The sequence below is a fragment of the Kitasatospora sp. NPDC048545 genome (assembly GCF_040651155.1).
In the GTDB taxonomy this organism is placed as follows: domain Bacteria; phylum Actinomycetota; class Actinomycetes; order Streptomycetales; family Streptomycetaceae; genus Kitasatospora.
In genome coordinates this window covers 39,209-57,341 of the sequence record NZ_JBEZIQ010000003.1, presented here as the reverse complement: position 1 = coordinate 57,341, position 18,133 = coordinate 39,209, and the positions used below count along the sequence as shown (strand labels likewise).

At 74.3% G+C, this 18,133-nt stretch carries 14 protein-coding genes and 1 pseudogene; 8 read left to right on the top strand and 7 right to left on the bottom strand.

Going from position 1 to position 18,133, the window contains the following annotated elements; genetic code table 11:
• Window positions 1-78 precede the first annotated feature (78 nt).
• From AB0D10_RS03970 to AB0D10_RS03960, 3 genes are all read right to left on the bottom strand, one after another.
• Window positions 79-3,129, bottom strand: coding sequence for a hypothetical protein (locus AB0D10_RS03970; RefSeq protein ID WP_360250835.1), 3,051 nt, complete (start codon window positions 3,127-3,129; stop codon window positions 79-81).
• A complete protein-coding gene (locus tag AB0D10_RS03965) occupies window positions 3,129-5,054 on the bottom strand; it encodes an HSP90 family protein (protein ID WP_360250832.1) in 1,926 nt (641 codons plus the stop codon). The genes AB0D10_RS03970 and AB0D10_RS03965 overlap by 1 nt, the downstream gene beginning before the upstream one ends.
• A gap of 191 nt (window positions 5,055-5,245) precedes the next feature.
• Window positions 5,246-6,283, bottom strand: coding sequence for a hypothetical protein (locus AB0D10_RS03960; RefSeq protein WP_360250829.1), 1,038 nt, complete (start codon window positions 6,281-6,283; stop codon window positions 5,246-5,248).
• Between the two features lie 325 nt (window positions 6,284-6,608).
• Here AB0D10_RS03960 and AB0D10_RS03955 point away from each other — a divergent pair, with 325 nt between their 5' ends.
• Complete coding sequence (locus AB0D10_RS03955) at window positions 6,609-6,932, top strand: hypothetical protein (protein WP_360250826.1); 324 nt, start codon at window positions 6,609-6,611, stop codon at window positions 6,930-6,932.
• A 53-nt stretch (window positions 6,933-6,985) separates the two neighbouring features.
• On the opposite strand, the gene AB0D10_RS03950 is transcribed toward AB0D10_RS03955, so the two are convergent.
• Window positions 6,986-7,519 (bottom strand): hypothetical protein, encoded by a 534-nt coding sequence (locus AB0D10_RS03950; protein WP_360250823.1) that lies wholly within the window; start codon window positions 7,517-7,519, stop codon window positions 6,986-6,988.
• 877 nt (window positions 7,520-8,396) lie between these two features.
• On the opposite strand from AB0D10_RS03950, the gene AB0D10_RS03945 reads away from it, so the two are divergent.
• Window positions 8,397-8,642 carry a sigma factor-like helix-turn-helix DNA-binding protein gene (locus tag AB0D10_RS03945; protein WP_360250820.1) on the top strand — a complete coding sequence of 82 codons (246 nt, stop codon included), beginning with the start codon at window positions 8,397-8,399 and terminating at the stop codon, window positions 8,640-8,642.
• A 74-nt stretch (window positions 8,643-8,716) separates the two neighbouring features.
• Here the strand turns inward: AB0D10_RS03945 and AB0D10_RS03940 are convergent, their stop codons facing one another.
• Both AB0D10_RS03940 and AB0D10_RS03935 read right to left on the bottom strand, forming a co-directional pair.
• Complete coding sequence (locus AB0D10_RS03940; protein ID WP_360250817.1) at window positions 8,717-8,917, bottom strand: hypothetical protein; 201 nt, start codon at window positions 8,915-8,917, stop codon at window positions 8,717-8,719.
• 188 nt (window positions 8,918-9,105) lie between these two features.
• The gene (locus tag AB0D10_RS03935; protein WP_360250814.1) at window positions 9,106-10,548 is read right to left on the bottom strand and encodes a glyceraldehyde-3-phosphate dehydrogenase; all 1,443 of its coding nucleotides are present in this window, start codon (window positions 10,546-10,548) and stop codon (window positions 9,106-9,108) included.
• A gap of 623 nt (window positions 10,549-11,171) precedes the next feature.
• Between AB0D10_RS03935 and AB0D10_RS03930 the strand changes: the two genes are divergently transcribed.
• Together AB0D10_RS03930 and AB0D10_RS03925 are read left to right on the top strand one after the other, a co-directional pair.
• Window positions 11,172-13,346, top strand: coding sequence for a UvrD-helicase domain-containing protein (locus tag AB0D10_RS03930; RefSeq protein ID WP_360250811.1), 2,175 nt, complete (start codon window positions 11,172-11,174; stop codon window positions 13,344-13,346).
• 238 nt (window positions 13,347-13,584) lie between these two features.
• Window positions 13,585-14,055: a GreA/GreB family elongation factor gene (locus AB0D10_RS03925; protein WP_360250808.1), complete on the top strand. Its 471-nt coding sequence runs from the start codon at window positions 13,585-13,587 to the stop codon at window positions 14,053-14,055.
• Between the two features lie 427 nt (window positions 14,056-14,482).
• On the opposite strand, the gene AB0D10_RS03920 is transcribed toward AB0D10_RS03925, so the two are convergent.
• Window positions 14,483-14,806, bottom strand: coding sequence for a hypothetical protein (locus AB0D10_RS03920; protein WP_360250805.1), 324 nt, complete (start codon window positions 14,804-14,806; stop codon window positions 14,483-14,485).
• On the opposite strand from AB0D10_RS03920, the pseudogene AB0D10_RS03915 reads away from it, so the two are divergent.
• From AB0D10_RS03915 to AB0D10_RS03900, 4 genes and pseudogenes are all read left to right on the top strand, one after another.
• Window positions 14,700-15,026: pseudogene (locus AB0D10_RS03915) on the top strand (MFS transporter); the annotation flags it as partial. The gene AB0D10_RS03920 and the pseudogene AB0D10_RS03915 sit on opposite strands and share 107 nt — an antisense overlap.
• Before the next feature lie 50 nt (window positions 15,027-15,076).
• On the top strand, window positions 15,077-16,096 hold the full coding sequence (locus AB0D10_RS03910) for a hypothetical protein (protein WP_360250802.1): 1,020 nt from the start codon (window positions 15,077-15,079) through the stop codon (window positions 16,094-16,096).
• Entirely contained in the window at window positions 16,084-17,031 is a 948-nt protein-coding gene (gene fdhD / locus AB0D10_RS03905; protein ID WP_360250799.1) for a formate dehydrogenase accessory sulfurtransferase FdhD, read from the top strand. The genes AB0D10_RS03910 and fdhD overlap by 13 nt, the downstream gene beginning before the upstream one ends.
• Window positions 17,032-17,949 carry a LysR family transcriptional regulator gene (locus AB0D10_RS03900; protein WP_360250796.1) on the top strand — a complete coding sequence of 306 codons (918 nt, stop codon included), beginning with the start codon at window positions 17,032-17,034 and terminating at the stop codon, window positions 17,947-17,949.
• The last annotated feature ends 184 nt before the right edge of the window (window positions 17,950-18,133 follow it).

Below are 18,133 nucleotides of genomic sequence, written 5' to 3'. Positions count from 1 at the left end.
GCGCTCCGGGGCCCCACCCTGCGGTTCCGGCGCCCGCGACCCGACCGGGTCACCCGGCATCCTTCCCGGCGCCGCCCGTCACCCCGACGCGGTGAACCGCTCCCGCAGCTCCGCCAGCACCTGAGCCGCCTCCGGCAGCCCGGCCGCCTCGCAGCCCGCGATGCCGGCCGTCAGCCGGGCCACCGCCGCCGCGGTGCGGCCGAGGTCGCTGCCCTCGATCAGGGCGGCCAGCCGGACCGACTCCGCCCGCGGCGCCCCGGCCCGATCGCCGCCCTGCCCGTACGCCTCGACGGCCCGCTCGACCTCCGCGAGCGCCTCCTCGTACCGCTCGGCGACGGCCAGGCAGCGCGCCCGCTCGTAGTGCGAACCGCCGCGCAGGTACCAGGTGTTGTACTCCTGACCGCGCTCGTCGGCGGTCGCGCCGACCGCGTCCGCCTCGGCCACCAGCGCCAGTGCGGCGGACAGGCCGTCCGCCCCCTCCGCGCGTATCGTGATCCGCGCCAACTCCCGCAGCGTGGCGGCCATCTGGTCGACCTGCGGAGCCTTGGCATGGGCCTCGCGGGCCCGTCCGAGGGCCGCCTCGGCGGCTTCGTGGCGGTCCGCCTGGGCAAGCGCCAGGGTGGCCTCGCAGGCGACCATGGTGTGGGTCTCCTGGTCCTCCCAGTCGGCCACCAGGTCGGCCAGCCGCAGGTACTCCTCGGCGGCGTCCCGGTACTCCTCCAGTTCGGCCAGGCCCCGGGCGAGGTCCAGCCGGGTCTGGGCGAGCATCCGGACGTCCAGCCCGGCCGCCGACGCGTCCAGCAGCACCGACTCCAGGACGGCGACCGCGTCCGCCGCCCGGCCGGTGTCGCGCAGCACGTCGGCCAGCTGCAGCCGCACCTGCGCGGCCTCCTCGACGGCCTCCGCACCCTTGCGGTCGTAGCGCGCGGCCGCCTCCGACAGTGCGCGGACCGCGCCCCCGAGGTCGCCCACCTGCAGACAGGAGTGGCCGAGCATCATGTACGTCGGCGCGTACGGATAGGAGTCCTCGCCCCAGCGCGCGGCCTCGGCCAGCGCCCGGTGGAACACCTCGACGGCCTGGCCGGGCTCGCGGCCCTGCAGCAGCACCTGGCCCAGCAGGCCGAGCACCCGCGGGGTGTGCCAGGGCAGTTCGGCCGCGTCCAACTGGGCCAGCACCTCGCGCAGTTCGTCGGCCGCCTCGGCCAATCTGCCCTGCCGGGCGGCGGCGTCGGCGGTGTACTGCCGGGAGGTGGCGGCGCGACGGGCGGAGCCCAGCTCGACGGCACTCCGGTGGTAGCCGCCGACGGCCGCCTCGAAACGCGCGGCGGTCTCGGCGGAGGGCTCGGGCAGCGCCTCGACCAGGTCGTGGTGGGCCGCGTAGGCGCGGGTCTGCAGCACGATCAGGTAGTCGTCGTCGGTCAGCTCGCCCGTCGCCCGCAGCTCCTCGGCCCGGGCCAGCGCCGCGTCCAACGCCGCCCAGTCGGCCGTCCGGCCCCCGCTCCCGCCGGCGCCGACGGCGGCCCCCGCATCCGCGCCACCGGCGTCCGCAGCGCCGGCATCCGCCGCACCGGCCGCGTCACCGGCCGTGTCACCGGCTGCGCCACCGGCCGCCCCGTCAACCGCCGCACGACCCGGTTCCTGGTCGAGTTCGACGATCAGCGTCCGGGTGCGCACCATCAACGCGGGCCCGGGCATCCCCGCCGCCTCGAACAGCTCCGCGGCGGCCAGCAGCCCGGCCTTGCCCTCGGCGTGCGCGTCGCGCTGCAGCGCGTCGTGGGCGCGCTGCTCGGCGAGTTCCGCGCGCAGCCGCTCGGGGCTGCCGACCGCCGTGTCCTCGGGGTGGGCGAAGTCCGCGGCGGCGACGCGCTCGGCGATCCGCTTCCAGAGCCGGTCGGAGTCCGGGTGCCCGAGGGCTTCCAGTTCACGGGCCCGGACCACGAGGGCGGTGAAGTCCTCCGGTTCCGCCTCGACCGTCCGGCGCGGCGCGGGCGCGACGGCCGGGGCCGCGGACAGCTCGGGCGCGGCGGCGGCGCGCACGCCCAGGGCCAACGGCTCGTCCAGCAGCGGCTCGACGGCCAGCCGCGCGCGCCGCGCGGCGCCGACCGCGTCGGTGCCGTTGCGGGCGTCGAAGCGGGCGGCCAGCGCGTCCGCCTCGGCGCGCAGGTGGGCAAGCAGGGTGTCCACCGTCCAGGCGGTGCCGGCCGGGCCACTGACCGCGAGGTCGCCGTGGCCCGCCCTCGCCAGGCCGGCGATCAGCACCTCGACACCGGTCAGGAAGTCCAGCCGGGAGGCGGCCTCGCCGGTGACGGCGAACAGGTCGCGGTTCTCGGCGAGCAGTTCCAGGCCGCGCGGCTCGTTGCCGGACAGCGCGCAGAACTCGATGTGCCGGGCGACGGAGGACAGCATCGAGGACTTGCCGCGCGCGAACCGGTAGCCGGTGAGGTGCGCGGAGCGGGCCTCGTCCGGCCGGCCCCGGCGCAGCAGCGGCAGCAGGGCGACCGACTGGCTCAGGTAGGGCTCCAGCTCGCAGGTGCTGCGGCCGGTCAGCACCGGGGCCAGCACCTCCAGCGCGCGGGCGTCGTCGCCGAGTTCGAGGGCGTGCCGGGCGCGGGCGCGGGTCTCGCAGGCGTGGCAGTCGCTCATCTCGGAGCGCGGACGGCCCGCCCACAGCTCGTACGCCTCCTGGATGCCGACGCCGGTGAGGCCGGCCAGGTGGTAGCGCTCGGCGTAGTACGGCTGGAGGCCGTAGCCGGCCGCTCGGTAGCGGTCGCGCAGTTCGGTGAGCCAGCGCTCGACGGCCACCAGCGGCACGTCCGGGTTCTGCCGCAGCGAGCCGGCCACCCACTTGAAGCGCCAGAACACCTGGTGGCGGGCCCAGTCGCCGAAGCCGTCCGGGTCCTTGTCCCAGAGCCCCAGCACGCGCGCGAACACGACCGGGATCTTGTTGCGCTCGCCGTCGTACTCGTAGGCCTCCATCAGTTCGAGCAGGGCCATCGAGCGGACCTTGGTCTCGTCGAACTGCTCGGCGGCGTCGACGAGTTCCTCGGCGGTGACGGTCCGGGAGCGGCCGTACGGACGGGAGTCGTTCTCGTGCAACGCGGCCATCACCGCGTCGGGGGTGTCCAGCATCACGCCTCCTGCTCGCCGTCGCGGTCCGGGCCGCCCGCCTCGCCCGCTCCACTTGCTCCACCGGCTCCACCGGCTCCACCGGCTCCACCGAGCTCGTGGCCGAGCATGGCGTGGTCGAGCAGGCTGATGAACGAACGGTTGAGCAACGCGGACTCGCTGGCCTTGAGCGGACGGCGGGTCATCAGCACGGCCTGCCCGTACAGCGCCTCGACGGCGGTGACGGCCAACTCGCGGTTGGTCACGGTCGCCGCGCGGCGCACCAGCGGGTTGAGGTGGTTGAGCACCAGCTGGGCGCGGGGCACCTCGGCGCGCAGCGAACCGAGGATGTCCGCCCACAACCCGTCCGCCTCGTCCGCGAGTTGGGCGCGGGTCCGTTCGTGCCGGGCCTCCCGGTTGTCGAGCAGCAGGGCGGGCGCGTTGGTCGGGTGGAAGCTGCGCAGGGCGACGTCGCAGTCGAACCGGCCGACCACCTCGCGGGCGATCGCGAGGAAGGCGTTGGCGGCCAGCTCGGCGGCCGGGTCGACGGTGTCCAGGTGCGCGGTGACGGTGCCCGGGTCGAGGTCGGACACCGAGACGCCGGAACGGATCTCGGGCAGCCGGTGCACCAGGTCGCGGTCGTAGGTGTAGCCGCCGTTGACCACGCCGAGGCCGGCCGCGCCGGCGATCGGGGCGACCTGGCGGAACTCCTCGACCGTACGGGCCACCAGCACCACCGGGTGGCTGCGGGCGAACTCGTCCAGGGTGACGTTGCCGTCGGTGGTCTCGAACGGTAGCCAGGGCAGCATCATCCGCAGCAACTCGTCATCGTAGCGCGCGAGTTCCTTGACCGCCAGGTGATGGACGGACAGGAAGCGGTGCAGCAGCGCCGGGTCGCTCGCGGACAGGCCGGTCAGCCAGTCGCGGATCCGGGCACCGAGCGCGTCCCGGACGGCGGCCAGCGTCTCGTCGGCGTACAGGCCCTCGCGGGAGGCGGTGGGGCGCAGCCCGTCGGTGTCGACGACGCAGCGGACGAAGAAGGCCCAGTCCGGCAGCAGTTCGTCGGCCTGGTCGGACAGCAGCATGCCCTTGAGGTGCACCCGGTGGCCGTTGCGCCGCGACGGCGGGGCCGCGTCCGGCAGCACGTACGCGACGCCGCGCAGGCCGACCAGTGGCAGGTCCAGCTCGATGGTGTCGAGCGGGGTGAAGTCGAAGGTGGCGCGGCAGTACTCGCCGAGCGCGTCGCGCTTGGCGAGCGGGGAGGCGTGGCGCTCGGCCCACGGCGGGGTACGGTTGACCCGGTGCTCGGTGCCGCCCGCGTCGATCACGGTGACGTCGTGGCGCAGCAGGCTGCCGAACTCCCGGGCGAGGGTGAGCACCCGGCCGGGGCGGGTCCACTCGACGGCGTCGGCTCGCGGGGCCAGGGTGACGGTGGTGCCCGGCTCGGGCTTGGCGGCGGCGGGCAGGGTGCGGATGGTGTAGCTGCCGTCGGAGCTGCCGCGCCATTCGATCACCGGGGCGTCCGGCGTGGCGGCGGAGCGGGTGACCACGGTGATCTCGTCGGCGACCACGAAGCAGGCGAGCAGGCCGATGCCGAACTGGCCGATGAAGTCGCCGCGGGCCCTGGCCAGTCCGTCGCCGTCGAGCCGGCCGTCGGCGTCGCGCTTGGAGCTGCGGCCGATGGTGGCGAGGAAGGTGTGGACGTCCTTCTCGGTCAGGCCGACGCCGGTGTCGGTGACGGACAGCTCGTCGTCGACGCGGACGGTGATCCGGGCCGGTGCCGCGGGGTCGAGGGCGCGGCGGGCGGAGATCGCGTCCACCGCGTTCTGCAGCAGTTCGCGCAGGTAGACCCGCGGGCTGGAGTAGAGGTGGTGGGAGAGCAGGTCCACCAGGCCGCGCAGGTCCACCTGGAAGGTGTGCGCACTCGTCGGGTTGTCGGTCGGGGACACCGGAGGCTCTTTCGATCGCGGGGCGGGTGGCGGTCAGGGGACGCGGCTCGGCGTCAGGGGACGCTCGGGGACGGTCGGGGTCAGGGGACGGTCGGGGGTGGTCGGGTCAGGGAACGGCCGGCGTCACGGGAGGGTCGGGGCCGGGGGCGGGGCGATGCCAGGAATCGGCCGGCGTCAGGGAACGGCCGGCGTCAGTACGCGGCGCAGCGGTCGCGGTGGGCGCGGAAGGTCCTGACCGGGTCCCCCGACAGGTAGTGCCAGGGCGACTCGGTGACGGCCCCGTCCAGCGCGTCGAACAGCAGCCGGGCGGTCTTGCGCTGGTCGGCCAGCGAGAAGGCCATCGCAAAGGTGTTGAAGGTGCCCTGCCAGCCGCGCACCGGTTCGAAGTCCGGGTGCAGCACGGAACGGAAGGCGGCCTCCTGCAACTCGGCCAGCACGGTCGGGCTGGTCAGGTACGCGTGGTCCTCGCCGTCCGGGAGGTCCAGCCAGTGCTCCAGGTGCGCGAGCGCCACCAGCTCGCCGAGGTGGCTGCCCTCGGGCGCGGCCAGCATCGCCGAGCGGGCGAAGCCGTGCATCTCCTCGTGCGAGCCGCCCCACTTGGCGCACAGCTGCTGCAGCCGCTGGCGGTGGGAGCCGCCGTGTTCGGGCGAGCGGCGGACGGCGGCCTCGAAGCGGCAGGTGGCGACCTCCGGACCGAGCGAGGCACCGCGGGCGCTGACCTGCAGGAAGTACCAGGGGGCAAGCCAGGCCGGCTCGCGCTCGGCCACTTCCAGCAACTGCTCCTCGGCGGTGTCCAGCCGCTGCCGGAACACCTTCCACTGCTCCTCGGTGACGTTCTTGGCCCGGGCACCCGTGCGCGCCTCCCAGGCCCAGGTGATCTGCCGGGCGCCGGAGAGCAGCAGCGCCACCGTGTCGTCCGGGGTGTCGTCCAGGACCCGGCCGGTCCACACCTCGACCCCGGGCACGTCGGCGATCACCCCGGCGAGGTAGGTCAGTTCGGCGCCGTCCTCGACGGCGGACAGCACGGGGCGCAGCGCGGCCCAGTCCCCGGCCGCGGCCTGCGCGAGCACCAGGCGCACGGCCGCGTCCCCGAACGTCGGGTCGAGCCGCGGCTCGGCACCGCGGGACGCCGCGGGCGCCCCGGTGGAGCGACGGCCGAACCCGAACCCGCGCCACCCGGCCCGGTCCTGCGCGCCCTCCCCGCCGGAGCGGCGTCGGAACAGCGGCATGTGGTGGCCCCCTCGAACGTCATCGGCATCTTTCGCATGGCCGTACCGCAGCCACTCCAGATGGAGTACATATCACGCCCGACTGACATCCGTTTCCCCAGCCCAGCGCCCTCCGGGCCGGAAGCGGAGCGGAGCCCGTCCGGGAACGGAGCAGAGCGGAGCCGGAAGCGGAGCGCAGCCGGGAACAGGACCGGAACCGGGCACGGAGCGCAACCGCACCCGAACCGGCACCAGCGGGCATCAAGGGTGACATCTTGCTGCCTGACAGCGATCTGCCACCGTCTCTCGCACCGCACCGCACCGACGATCCGTCACCCTTGGTACCGTGCACGCCATCCGTTTCCACCTGCGCGCCCCCTACGGCCCCCGCAGCACCGACCAGCCGGCCCCCGAGTCCGTGCGGGACGGGCTGGAGCGCGGGCTGCGCGGTCCGGTCCGGGTCGAGCACGCCCGGATCGTGGCCGGGCCCGGCACCGTGGACGCGGTGGTCTTCACCCTCGCCGACGACCTGATCACCGCCGAGGCCGCCCTGACCGCGACCTGCGCCGAACTGGTGGGCACGGACGGCCCGCTGCCCGGCTGGCGGGTGGCCCACTGCGGGTTGGACACCTGGCTCACGCTCGGACCGTACGAACCCAGCCACCGCTGACGGACGGACGGCCGCACCGCCGGCGCCCCGTCAGCAGCACCCGCCACCCGGACTCAGGCCGGCCCCGGCCCGGCATCCGGCGTCCGGCCCGCCTGCGCCTGCTCGATCCGCTGGACCAGCATCACCGCGAACCGCCGCGTCGCGGCCACGTCCACCGGGCCGCCCTCGGTGGTCACGCTCGCCACCACGGTGCCCGAGCGCACCACGATGCCGACGCCCTCGCCCTCGGCCAGCGGCCCCTGGAAGGCCTGGCTCTCGCTGCCCAGCACCGGGGTGTCGAGCTTCTTGAACGGCCCGGCGGCGTACGAGGTGTACGTCTCCTTCAGCCGGTTCTTCGCCGCGTCCCGGCTGGGCAGGGTCTCCACGATGAAGCGGGTGACCACGTCGCCCGAGGAGAACCGGACCGACGCGCTGAGCGGCTTGCCCGTGCAGGGCTTGGCCGCGGTGCAGGTGACGGCGTGGTCGGCGGTGTCGACCCGGCGCTTCTCCTCCTCCCACCCGGCCATCGCCTTGGCGTCCGGCAGCACCTGGCCGACCAGCTTGTCGTCCAGCAGCGCCGCCTCCAGGTCCGCGGTGGGCGCCGCCACAGGGGCCGGCGCGGAGGCGGGTGCACTCGCGGGCGCTGTCGAGGGGGCCGGAGCCGCCCCGGACCCGGACCCCGCCGCCGACGGTGCGGCCGGGTCCGCGGGCGCGGATGCCGCAGCCGTTCCGGCGGCCGCGCTCGCCGCCGCGCCCGGCGCCCCGGACGCCGTCGGCGCGGCGCCCTTCGACCCCCCGGACGAGCATCCCGCCAGCACCGCTGCCAGCACCCCGGCCGCAACCCCGGCGGCCATCCGCCGACCACCCATCCCCATTGCCCGCTCCCTCCGGCTGTCCGTGACCCCTCAACATAGCCGCAGCTCCACCCCCTTCCACCTCCGCCCCCGTCCGCCTCCGCCCTCACGCCCACACCCCGCATGTCCGCCGCCGCGGCCCGCGCCCCGTCCAGTAGCGTCCACCCGGGCGACGACCGAGGGCGGCCGGCAGCGACCGGCGACGGGGGCGACATGACAGACGCGGACGGCCGACCGTGGGGCACCCACCCGCCGGACTCCGCCCCGACCGACCAGGCCCCGCCCGACCCCACCGGGCCCGACTTCGCCCCGCTGGTCCGGGCAGCCCAGGGCGACGCCCTCGCGCTGAACGAGGTGATGAGCCTGCTCATGCCGTACGTCGGCCGGGTCTGCGCCCCGATCGCACGGCAGGACGCCCCCGGCGCCGCCCAGGAAGCGATGATCGCGATCGTCCGGAACCTGCCCCCGGCCCAGGGCCCCCGAAGCACTGTTCGACTGGGCCCGGACCATCGCCGCCCGCGAGGCCGTCCGGTTCGCGAGCCGCGCCACGGCCGGCCCTCGCCGGACCGCCGCCGCGGCCGCACCCCTCTCCCCTCTCGTCGACGAGCAACCCGACCTGCGCGACGGCGAGTTGGCCACTGGCATCCACGACGCCCTGGAGCGCCCGCCTCCCGGCCACCGCGCCGTTCTGACGCTTCGTCACATCGAAGGACTGGACGAGCAGTCGGCGTCCGAGATCCTCGACGTCCCGCTCGGCACCGCCCGTTCACGACTCTTCCGCGGCCAGCCGTCCCCACCCGTCTGCTCGGCGGCGCGCCGGACCCGGCGATCCGCCCCGCCCTGCCCTCCCCCGCCGGCGCTCCGGGGGACCGCCTGACGGCCGAAGTCCTGCCCGGCTGCGGGCACTTCCTGCCGCACGAGCCTCCCGAGGAGGTGGCCGCCGTCCGCCGCCTATTCGCCGACGGCGTCCGACCGTGACCGGACCCGTCGTTCCAGGCGGTCCAGCAGCACCTCGCCGCGCCGGTCGACGAGCCCGCCGAAGAAGCGCTGCACCGGCCCCGCGCCGAACAGCGGACGTCCGGGCCCGGCCGCGGCCGGCACCCGCAGCCGCCGCACGGCGTCCAACTCGCCGTCGGCCACCCCGTCCGCCATCCCCGCGCCTCCCACCAGCCGAAGCCCGAAGCCCGATCACCACCGTCCGGCACCCGGCACCCGACACCGGGCGCCGCAGGCCGCGTGCCCACCGACCGGGCACCCGAACCGCCCCCGGAAGGACCCCGGTACGCCGACGGGGCGGCGACCAACCGGTCACCGCCCCGCCGTACGACCCCACCGACGAATCAGACCGCCGGAGCCGGGTAGGTCGGGTACTCGACACCCGAGATGTACTGCACGACCCGCACGACCTGGCACGAGTAGCCGAACTCGTTGTCGTACCACAGGTACAGGATCGCGTTGTCGCCCTCGACCTTGGTCGCGCCGGCGTCCACGATCGAGGCGTGGCGCGAGCCGATGAAGTCGCTGGAGACCGCGTCGGGCGAGTCGATGAAGTCGATCTGGCGCTTCAGCGGCGAGGTCAGCGAGACGTTGCGCAGGTACTCCAGGACGTCCTCGCGGTTGGTCTCCCGCTTGAGCTGGAGGTTGAGGATCGCGATGGAGACGTCCGGCACGGGCACGCGGATCGAGCTGCCGGTGATCTTCGCGTTGAGGTCCGGCAGGGCCTTGGCGACGGCCGAGGCGGCACCGGTCTCGGTGATCACCATGTTCAGCGGTGCCGAGCGGCCACGGCGGTCAGCCTTGTGGTAGTTGTCCAGCAGGTTCTGGTCGTTGGTGAACGAGTGGACGGTCTCCACGTGGCCGCGGACCACGCCGTACTCGTCCTCCATCGCCTTCAGCGGCGGGACGATGGCGTTGGTGGTGCAGGAGGCGCAGGAGATGATCTGCTCGTCCGGCTTGATCATGTCGTGGTTGACGCCGTGGACGATGTTCGGGACGTCGCCCTTGCCCGGAGCGGTCAGCACGACCTTGGCGATGCCGGGGCGCAGGTGCTTCGACAGGCCCTCGCGGTCACGCCACCGGCCGGTGTTGTCGATCAGGATGGCGTCCTTGATCCCGTACTCCGTGTAGTCGACCTTGGTCGGGTCGTCGGAGTAGATCACGGTGATCTCGTTGCCGTTGACGACGATCTTGTTGTTCGCCTCGTCGACGGTGATCGTGCCCTGGAACTGGCCGTGGATGGAGTCCCGGCGCAGCAGCGAGGCGCGCTTGACCAGGTCGTCGCCGCCGCCGTTGCGCACGACGATGGCCTTCAGCCGCAGACCGTTGGCCGAGGCCTTCTCGATCAGCAGGCGGGCGACCAGGCGGCCGATGCGGCCGAACCCGTACAGCACGACGTCCTGCGCGGACCGGCGCTCCAGCTTGTTCTCACCGGTGGCACCGGCGACGGCCTGGGCGGTGAACTCCTCCACCGACAGACCGTGGTCGTCCGCCTTGTACGTGGCGGCGAGCATGCCGATGTCGATCTGCGAGGGGCCGAGGTCCAGGGCGGTCAGCGCGCTCAGGAACGGCATCGTCTCGGTGACCGAGAGCTCCTCGCCGGCTATCTGCCGGGCGAAGCGGTGCGTCTTGAGGATGCTGACCACCGACTTGTTCACCAGGGAACGGCTGTGGCACAGGACGGTGACGTCCCGCTCCCGGTGCAGTCGCCCGATGATCGGGATCATCGACTCCGCGATCTCCTCGCGGTTCTTCCAGTCCGTGAACACGTCGTCGTTGACAGTCACAAGTCCATCTTTCGAGCTGAGGGTGTTGCCCACATGGTAGCTTCGCCCGCTCCCGCCCCAGCGGCCGGTCCCGCCCTTCGCGCCCACACCGAGGCCCCCGACCTGCGCTTTCCCTCACGCCCCCACCCCAGAAGGTGATCACCGCCACCCTCGGACAGCACCCGCCGACGCCGCCGAGGGGTCCGGCGTCCCGGAGGACGACGGAGCCCGGCACCACCGACGACCGGGCGCGCCGCCGTTTCGTCCACCGACCCGACACCGGCCCGGCGCGGACCCGACGCGGACCCGACGCCGGCCAGACGCGGACCCGACGCCGGCCCGGCGCCGGCCGGCGCGACGCCCCGCACGGGCTCCCGGAGCCGACAAGGCGCGCCCGCGACGAGGCGGGCCCGCGCGGATCGACGGGCCCGAACCCGACGGAACCGCAGCGAACGTGCGTCCGCCCGCCCGCTCCCGGGCGTTCCGCGCCCGACCAGGGGAACCCGTTGCGGTTCCGGGGTGGTTCGTCCACGCCGACCCGCGCGTGGCGGCCACCCGCCGTCGTCCCGAGTGATCGTCGGGCCGGTACCGGGCCAGTACAGTGAGCGCACTGCCCGACCGGACAGAGGTGTGAGGGGGCCTGCGTGGCGACGCTGGGTATGCACCGGGACTTCCTGCTGGAGTTCGCGGCGCTGGAGAAGTCGGTGCAGCGGCGGGTCTTCGAGACCTTCGAGAAGTTCACCGTGGCGACGCACGCCGGCACGCACCTGGAGAAGCTCACCCACCAGCGGGATCCCCGGATCCGCACCATCCGGATCACCGACTTCTGGCGCGGGGTCGTCCTCAAGGCCGAGCGGGGCGACGGCTACCTGCTGCTGAAGGTCCTCCCGCACGACAAGGCCAACGACTGGGCGGGCAAGCACCGGGCCTCGGTCAACGCCGCCACCCAGGGCGTCGAGATCCGCAACGACGTCGCGCTGGAACGCGCCACCGAGTCGCTGCGGACCCGGGCGTCCGACGAACCCCGGCGGCTCTTCGCCGACCGCTCCGACAAGGTCCTGCGCAGCCTGGGCATCGACGAGGAGATCCTGCCGATCATCCGGCTGCTGCCCGACGAAGCCCATCTGGAGGCGCTCCACCGGGTCCTGCCGGAGCAGCAGTTCGACGTCCTGATCGGTCTCGCCAGCGGAATGGAACCGGCCGACATCGACCGCGAGATCGTCCAGGCGTACGCGCGGGCGGCGGCTCCGGCGGGCGCCGCGCAGTCCGGGGACGAGCTGGTGTCGGCGATGGCCCGCGCGCGCGGCCGGGTCGCCCTGGTCTCCGGTCCCGAGGAACTGCTGGAGATCCTGGAGCGCCCCTTCGACGCGTGGCGGATCTTCCTGCACCCGGCGCAGTACCGGATCGCCTACCGGGAGTCGTACAACGGTCCGGCCCGCGTCACCGGCGGTCCCGGGACCGGCAAGACCGTAGTGGCCCTGCACCGGACCTACCACCTGGCGCGCCGGCTGCCGCCGGACGCCCCCGACGGGTCGGTGCTGCTCACCACCTACACCAAGGACCTCGCCGCGGAGCTGGAGCGCTGCCTCGGTCTGCTCGTCACGGACGAGCGGATCAGGGCGAAGGTCCGGGTGGTCACCGTCGACGCGCTGGCCAACGAGCTCCTCCGCCGTGCCCTCGGCGGCGCCCCGCTGAAGATCGTCTTCAACCAGCGCGCGGTCCTCGCCCGTTGGCGGCGGGTCGCCGACCGGCTCGGCGTCGACTTCACCGACGTGTTCCTCGACCAGGAATGGCGACAGGTCGTCCTGGCCCAGTCGATCGAGGGCCCGGAGCAGTACCTGAAGGCGTCGCGGACCGGCCGGGGCACGACCCTCGGGCCGCTGAAGCGGGCCCAACTGTGGCGTGCGGTCGCCGCGTTCGAGGAGGACCTGCGACAGACCGGGGAGCGAACCTTCCTGCAGGTGTGCGCGCAGGCCGCACGGACGCTCGACGAACAGGGGTACCGCCCGTTCCGGCACGTGGTGATCGACGAGGCGCAGGACCTGCACCCCGCGCAGTGGCGGTTCCTCCGCGCCGTCGTCGCGCCCGGACCGGACGACCTCTTCCTCGCCGGTGACCCGCACCAGCGGATCTACGGGAACAAGGTCTCGCTGCGCTCGCTCGGGATCCAGGTGGTCGGCCGGTCCTCCCGGCTGCGGATCAACTACCGGACCACGCACGAGATCCTCAGCTGGTCCGCCTCCCTGCTCACCGGCGAACGCCCGGACGACATGGACGGCGGGGAGGAGTCCCTGGTGGGCTACCACTCGACCCTGCACGGCGCGCATCCCGAGACGCACGGTCACGTCGACAGGTCCGAGGAGATCCGGGCGCTCGTCGCCCGCATCGGGGAGTGGACCGCCTCGGGCGTGCGCCCGGAGGACATCGGCGTCGCCGCCCGGACCGCCCAGCTCGGCCGCGACATCGCCCAGGCCCTGGACCGCGCCGGAACCCCCGCATACGTGCTCGGAAACGCGCCGTCCCCCGGCGTCCGGATCGGCACCATGCACCGGATGAAGGGACTGGAGTTCCGCTGCGTGGCCGTCGTGGGCGTGAGCGACGGCGTGGTGCCCATGCAGAGCGCGATCACCCCGCAGGAAACGGACCCGCAACAGCACCAGGAGGACCTCAACAGCGAGCTGAGCCTGCTCTTCGTGGCGTGCACGCGCGCCCGGGAAGCCCTGCACGTGTCCTGGCACGGCACACCGAGCGACTTCCTCGCGCCGGTCGTGCGGCCGCGGACGCCGGAACCCCGACGGGCCGACGCCCTGGTCCGCTGACCGCACGCTCCGGTCCGCTCCGGTCCGCTCCGGTCCGGTCCGCTCCGCTCCGGTCCGGTCCGGTCCGCTCCGGTCCGCTCCGGTCCGGTCCGGTCCGGTCCGCTCCCCGGTGACCGTTCCCGTCCGTCCGCGGGCGCCGAGTGGCGCCCCACGGCCGGAGTTGCCCGGGGCCCGGCAGGGTGGGGTAATGGGAGGCGTCCGGCGTTTGAGCGTTCCGCGAGAGACCCGGGAGCAGGCAATGACCGGTGGTCCCGAACCCATCAGTGCCGAGGGCCTGCATGCGGTGCAGGAGGAGTTGGCGCAGCTGCGGACGGATCGGGGGAAGGTGGCCGAGACGCTGCGCGGCGTGGAGCCGGTGGGCGACCGGGCGGACGCGGCGGACGAGTTGCAGCGGGCGTCGGAGGTGACGCGGCTGGACCGGCGGATCGCCGAGCTGGAGGAGCGCCTGCGGGAGGCGTCCGTCGCCGGCGCACCGTCGACGGAGGTGGTGGGGGTGGGGTCCACCGTCACCGTGCGGTTCGCGGACGGTGACGAGGAGACCGTCGAGGTCGCGGAGCTCGCCGAGGAACGGGAGCTGACGCTGGTGACCTCCGACAGTCCGCTCGGCAAGGCCCTGCTCGGGCGCCACGCCGGGGAGACGGTGCACTACGAGACGCCGGGCGGCGCGACCAGTGCGGTGGTGCTGTCGGTGGGGCGGAGCACGGACTAGCGCAGCGGCTCCGTCCCGTCACGCGCTCGAAGGTCCACCGCGCCCTCGAACGGCCCACCGAGTCCTCGGAAATCGTGCGCCCTGACCGCGGTGCGGCATTTCCGGTCGCCCCACCGGGGAAATCCTGCGGACCGTTCCGGAATCCGCGATAAGCGGCGCCTATCACCCCACAGGAGCCGCCTCTTTGACGTGCCACCGCCCCGGACTCCACACTGGCAGGAAGGAATCCGGAAAACGAAACGCCGGGTAAACGGTACGCCGGCATAAGGGACGCCGGAGAATCGGCGAGCCGGGAAATCCGGGCAAGGGGCGGCGCAGCACATGGTCACCATCGACGACCTGGTGGACGCCCTCTCTCCGACTCCGCCCGGGACCAGGCCCCCCGGCATTTCCCGGGCCGCACACCGCTCGCCCTGCCGGACGGCATTCACGGGCCCGGAATCTTCACGTCGATGATTTCCGCGAGAACGGCGTCGAGCACATCGACATCGGGTGATTCGACGCCGAGGACGATTTCCGTCGGGCCGCCGCCGAATTGTCCCGCACCCGTTCCGGCACGCCGGTTCCGGCCGTCCGCAGGATCGGCGCAACCGTCCGTGGGGGCGAGAAAGCAGAGCACGCAGATGTCCACCCGCTGGCTCCCGGTGGCGGCGGCCGTGGCCGTCGCCGCCTGGGGCGCGAACCAGTTCACCGCCCTGGCCACCGTGTACCGGGCACGCACCGACTGGTCGGCGCTGTCGCTGGCCGCCATGTTCTCGGTGTACCTGGTCGGGCTGGTGCCCGGTCTGTTGCTGGGCCGCCCCGCCGCGGACCGCTACGGCCGACGGCGGGTGGTGCGCGGCGCGCTGGTGCTTTCCGCCGCCGCGAGCGCCGTCCTGGCCGTGGCGGACGAGTCGGCCGTGTTCGCGGCCCGGGCGGCCACCGGTTTCGCCGCGGGTCTGGTGTTCCTGGCCGGGGCGGCCTGGCTGCGGGAGCTCTCCGGCCCGTCCGTGCCGCCCGCGGTGTCGGCCCGCCGGGCGGTGTGCGCGACCGGGGCGGGCTTCTCGGGGGTGCGCTGGTCTCCGGGGTGCTCGCCGAGTGGCTGCCCGGCCCGATGGTGCTGCCGGCGCTCGCCCACGCCCTCGGCTGCCTGCTGGTCCTGTGGGCCACCCGCCGCCTGCCCGACACCGGGCCCGCCGCCGCACCGGGCAGCGCGGCGAGCACCACAGCGGGCACCAGAGCGGGCGCCACACCGGGCACCGCACCGGCCCGCGGTCCGGGCTCCGACCGTGCCCCGAGCACCGGCACCGGCACCGCCCCCGGCCCCGGCCCCGGCCCCGGACGGGGAACCGGACAGGGCACCGGACACCGCGCGGCCGTCCGGCATCCCCGCTTCCGCTACGTCGTGCTTCCCGCCAGCCCCGCCGTGCTCGGCTCCGCCACGGTGGCGTACGTCGTGCTGCCCCCGCTGGTCGCCGACCGCGTCCCCGGCCACGCGCCGCTGTTCGGCGGCCTGGTGGCGGCGCTCACCCTCGCCACGGGCGTGCTCGCCCAGCCCTTCGCGGAACGGCTGGACGACCGCGGCAGCGCCCGGGCGACCCTCACCGCGATGGCCACGGTGATCGCCGGGCTGCTGGTCGGTGCCCTCGCCGCCGAGCGCGACTCGGTGGCACTGGTGCTGATGGCCGCCGTCGTCCTCGGCACCGGGTACGGGCTGACGCTCGGCGCGGGTCTGCACGAGGTGGAGCGACTGCCCCGCACGCCCTCCGGGCCCTCCGGCCCGAGCGGCCCGAGCGCCGCCTCCCTCTACCAGAGCACCACCTCCAGCGGCTTCCTCACCCCGCTGCTGCTCGCCGGAACGGCCGGCCACGCCTCCTACCCGGCGCTGCTGACCGGCATGGCCGCGGTGGGCGTGCTGTGCCTGGCCGTGACGGCCGCGCACAGCCGCCGTCACCTGCCCGAACCGGACCTCGTGGCGCACCTGCCCCGCCAAACGCGCGAGGATTCATGCGTAGCGTCCGCCACGACCCCGCCGAGGAGCCGACGACCATGGGCCGAGTGACCGTCCCGCGCAGAGTGCTGCGCCTGCGCCAGGGCACGCCCACGCACCGCCCCGACACCCTGGCCGCCGAGGAGCCGATGGAGATCCGGGTCGGCGGGCGTCCGCTGACGGTGACCATGCGCACGCCCGGCAGCGACTTCGACCTGGCGGCCGGTTTCCTGGTCAGCGAGGGCGTGCTGCACGCCGCGCACCAGGTGGCCGGGATCCGGTACTGCGCCGGTGCCACCGCTGACGGCGGCAACACCTACAACGTCGTGGACGTCGTCCTCGCCGCCGGTGTGCCCGCCCCGGACGCCTCGCTGGAGCGCAACTTCTACACCACCTCCTCCTGCGGCCTGTGCGGCAAGGCCAGCCTGGACGCGGTGCGCACCACCGCGTCGTGGAGCGTCGCCGGGGACGAACTGCGTGTCACCCCCTCCCTGCTCTCCGCCCTGCCAGACCGGCTGCGGGCCGCCCAGAAGGTCTTCGACAGCACCGGCGGCCTGCACGCGGCCGGGCTGTTCGACGCCGACGGGCGGCTGCTCTGCCTGCGCGAGGACGTCGGACGGCACAACGCCGTGGACAAGGTGGTCGGCCATGCCCTGCGCGAGGGCCTGCTTCCGGCCCGCGGCACGGTGCTGATGGTGAGCGGCCGGGCGTCCTTCGAGCTGGTCCAGAAGGCCGTGATGGCGGGCGTCCCGATGCTCGCGGCGGTCTCGGCCCCCTCCTCGCTGGCCGTGGACCTCGCCGAGGAGACCGGTCTGACCCTGGTCGGCTTCCTGCGCGGCGAGTCGATGAACGTGTACACCCGCACCGACCGCATAGACACCGGCACCCGGACCGCAGCCGGCACCGACGCCGGAACCGGAACCGCAACCGCAGCCGGCACCGACGCCGGAACCGCTGGCGGAACCGGAACGGACCCGGCCGCCGCCCCCGCGCCGGAGGCCGGGTAGATGCTCTTCCGCCAGCTCGAGTACCTCGTCGCCCTCGCCCGGGAGCGCCACTTCGCCCGCGCCGCCCAGGCCTGCCACGTCTCCCAGCCGGCCCTCTCCGAGGCCGTCCGCAAGCTGGAGGACGAACTGAAGGTGCTGCTGGTCCGGCGCGGCCGCGCCTACGAGGGGCTCACCCCCGAGGGCGAGCGGATCGTGCTGTGGGCGCGGCGGATCCTGGCCGACCGGGACGCCCTGCGGGACGAGGTGGACGCGCTGCGCACCGGTCTGAGCGGACGGCTGCGGATCGGCTCGGTGCCGACCGCCTCGGGCGCCGTGTCGCTGCTCACCGGGCCGCTCTGCGCCGCCCACCCGCTGGCCACGGTGGAGCTGTCCACCGATCTGCGCTCCGAGGAACTCCTGCGCCAGGTACGGGACTTCGAGATCGACGCGGGCATCACCTACCTGCCCGGGCCGGGCGCCGACGACCTGCGCACGCTCCCGCTGTACGAGGAGCGCTACGTCCTGTTGACCGGCCTGGCCGACGAGTTGGCCCGGCACCCGGGGGCGACCTGGACGGAGGCCTCCCGGCTGCCGCTGTGCCTGCTGCACTCGGGCATGCAGGGCCGGCGGGTGCTGGACGAGGTGTTCGCGGGCCTCGGGCTGGAGCCGACCCCGCGGGTCGAGACGGACTCGGTGGCCTCGCTGTTCGCGCACGTGCGGACCGGGCACTGGGCGAGCGTCGTGCCCTACGCCTGGCTGCACGTGTTCGGGGTGCCGCACGGAATGCAGGCCGTCCCGCTGGTGGAGCCGGTGCACAGCGCGTCGATCGGCCTGGTGATCGCCGCCCGCGAGCCGGGTTCGGTGATGGCCCGCGCGCTGCTGGACGTCGCCCGGCGGACGGACGTCGCCGCCGTGCTGGGCAGCCTGCCGGGCGTGTGAGCGCTCGACGCGCAGGGCCCGGCGGACGGACGTAAATCTCGGTCCAGCGCCGGGTCCCCGACGCCCGCGCGCCCCTGCGAGGGAAGGCGAGCACCGTGACCACCTCCGACGCCGCCCCCGACGCGCCCCGGATGCCGACGGCGCTCGCCGAGGCGTTCAAGCGGGGCGCGCAGGTCGTGCACGT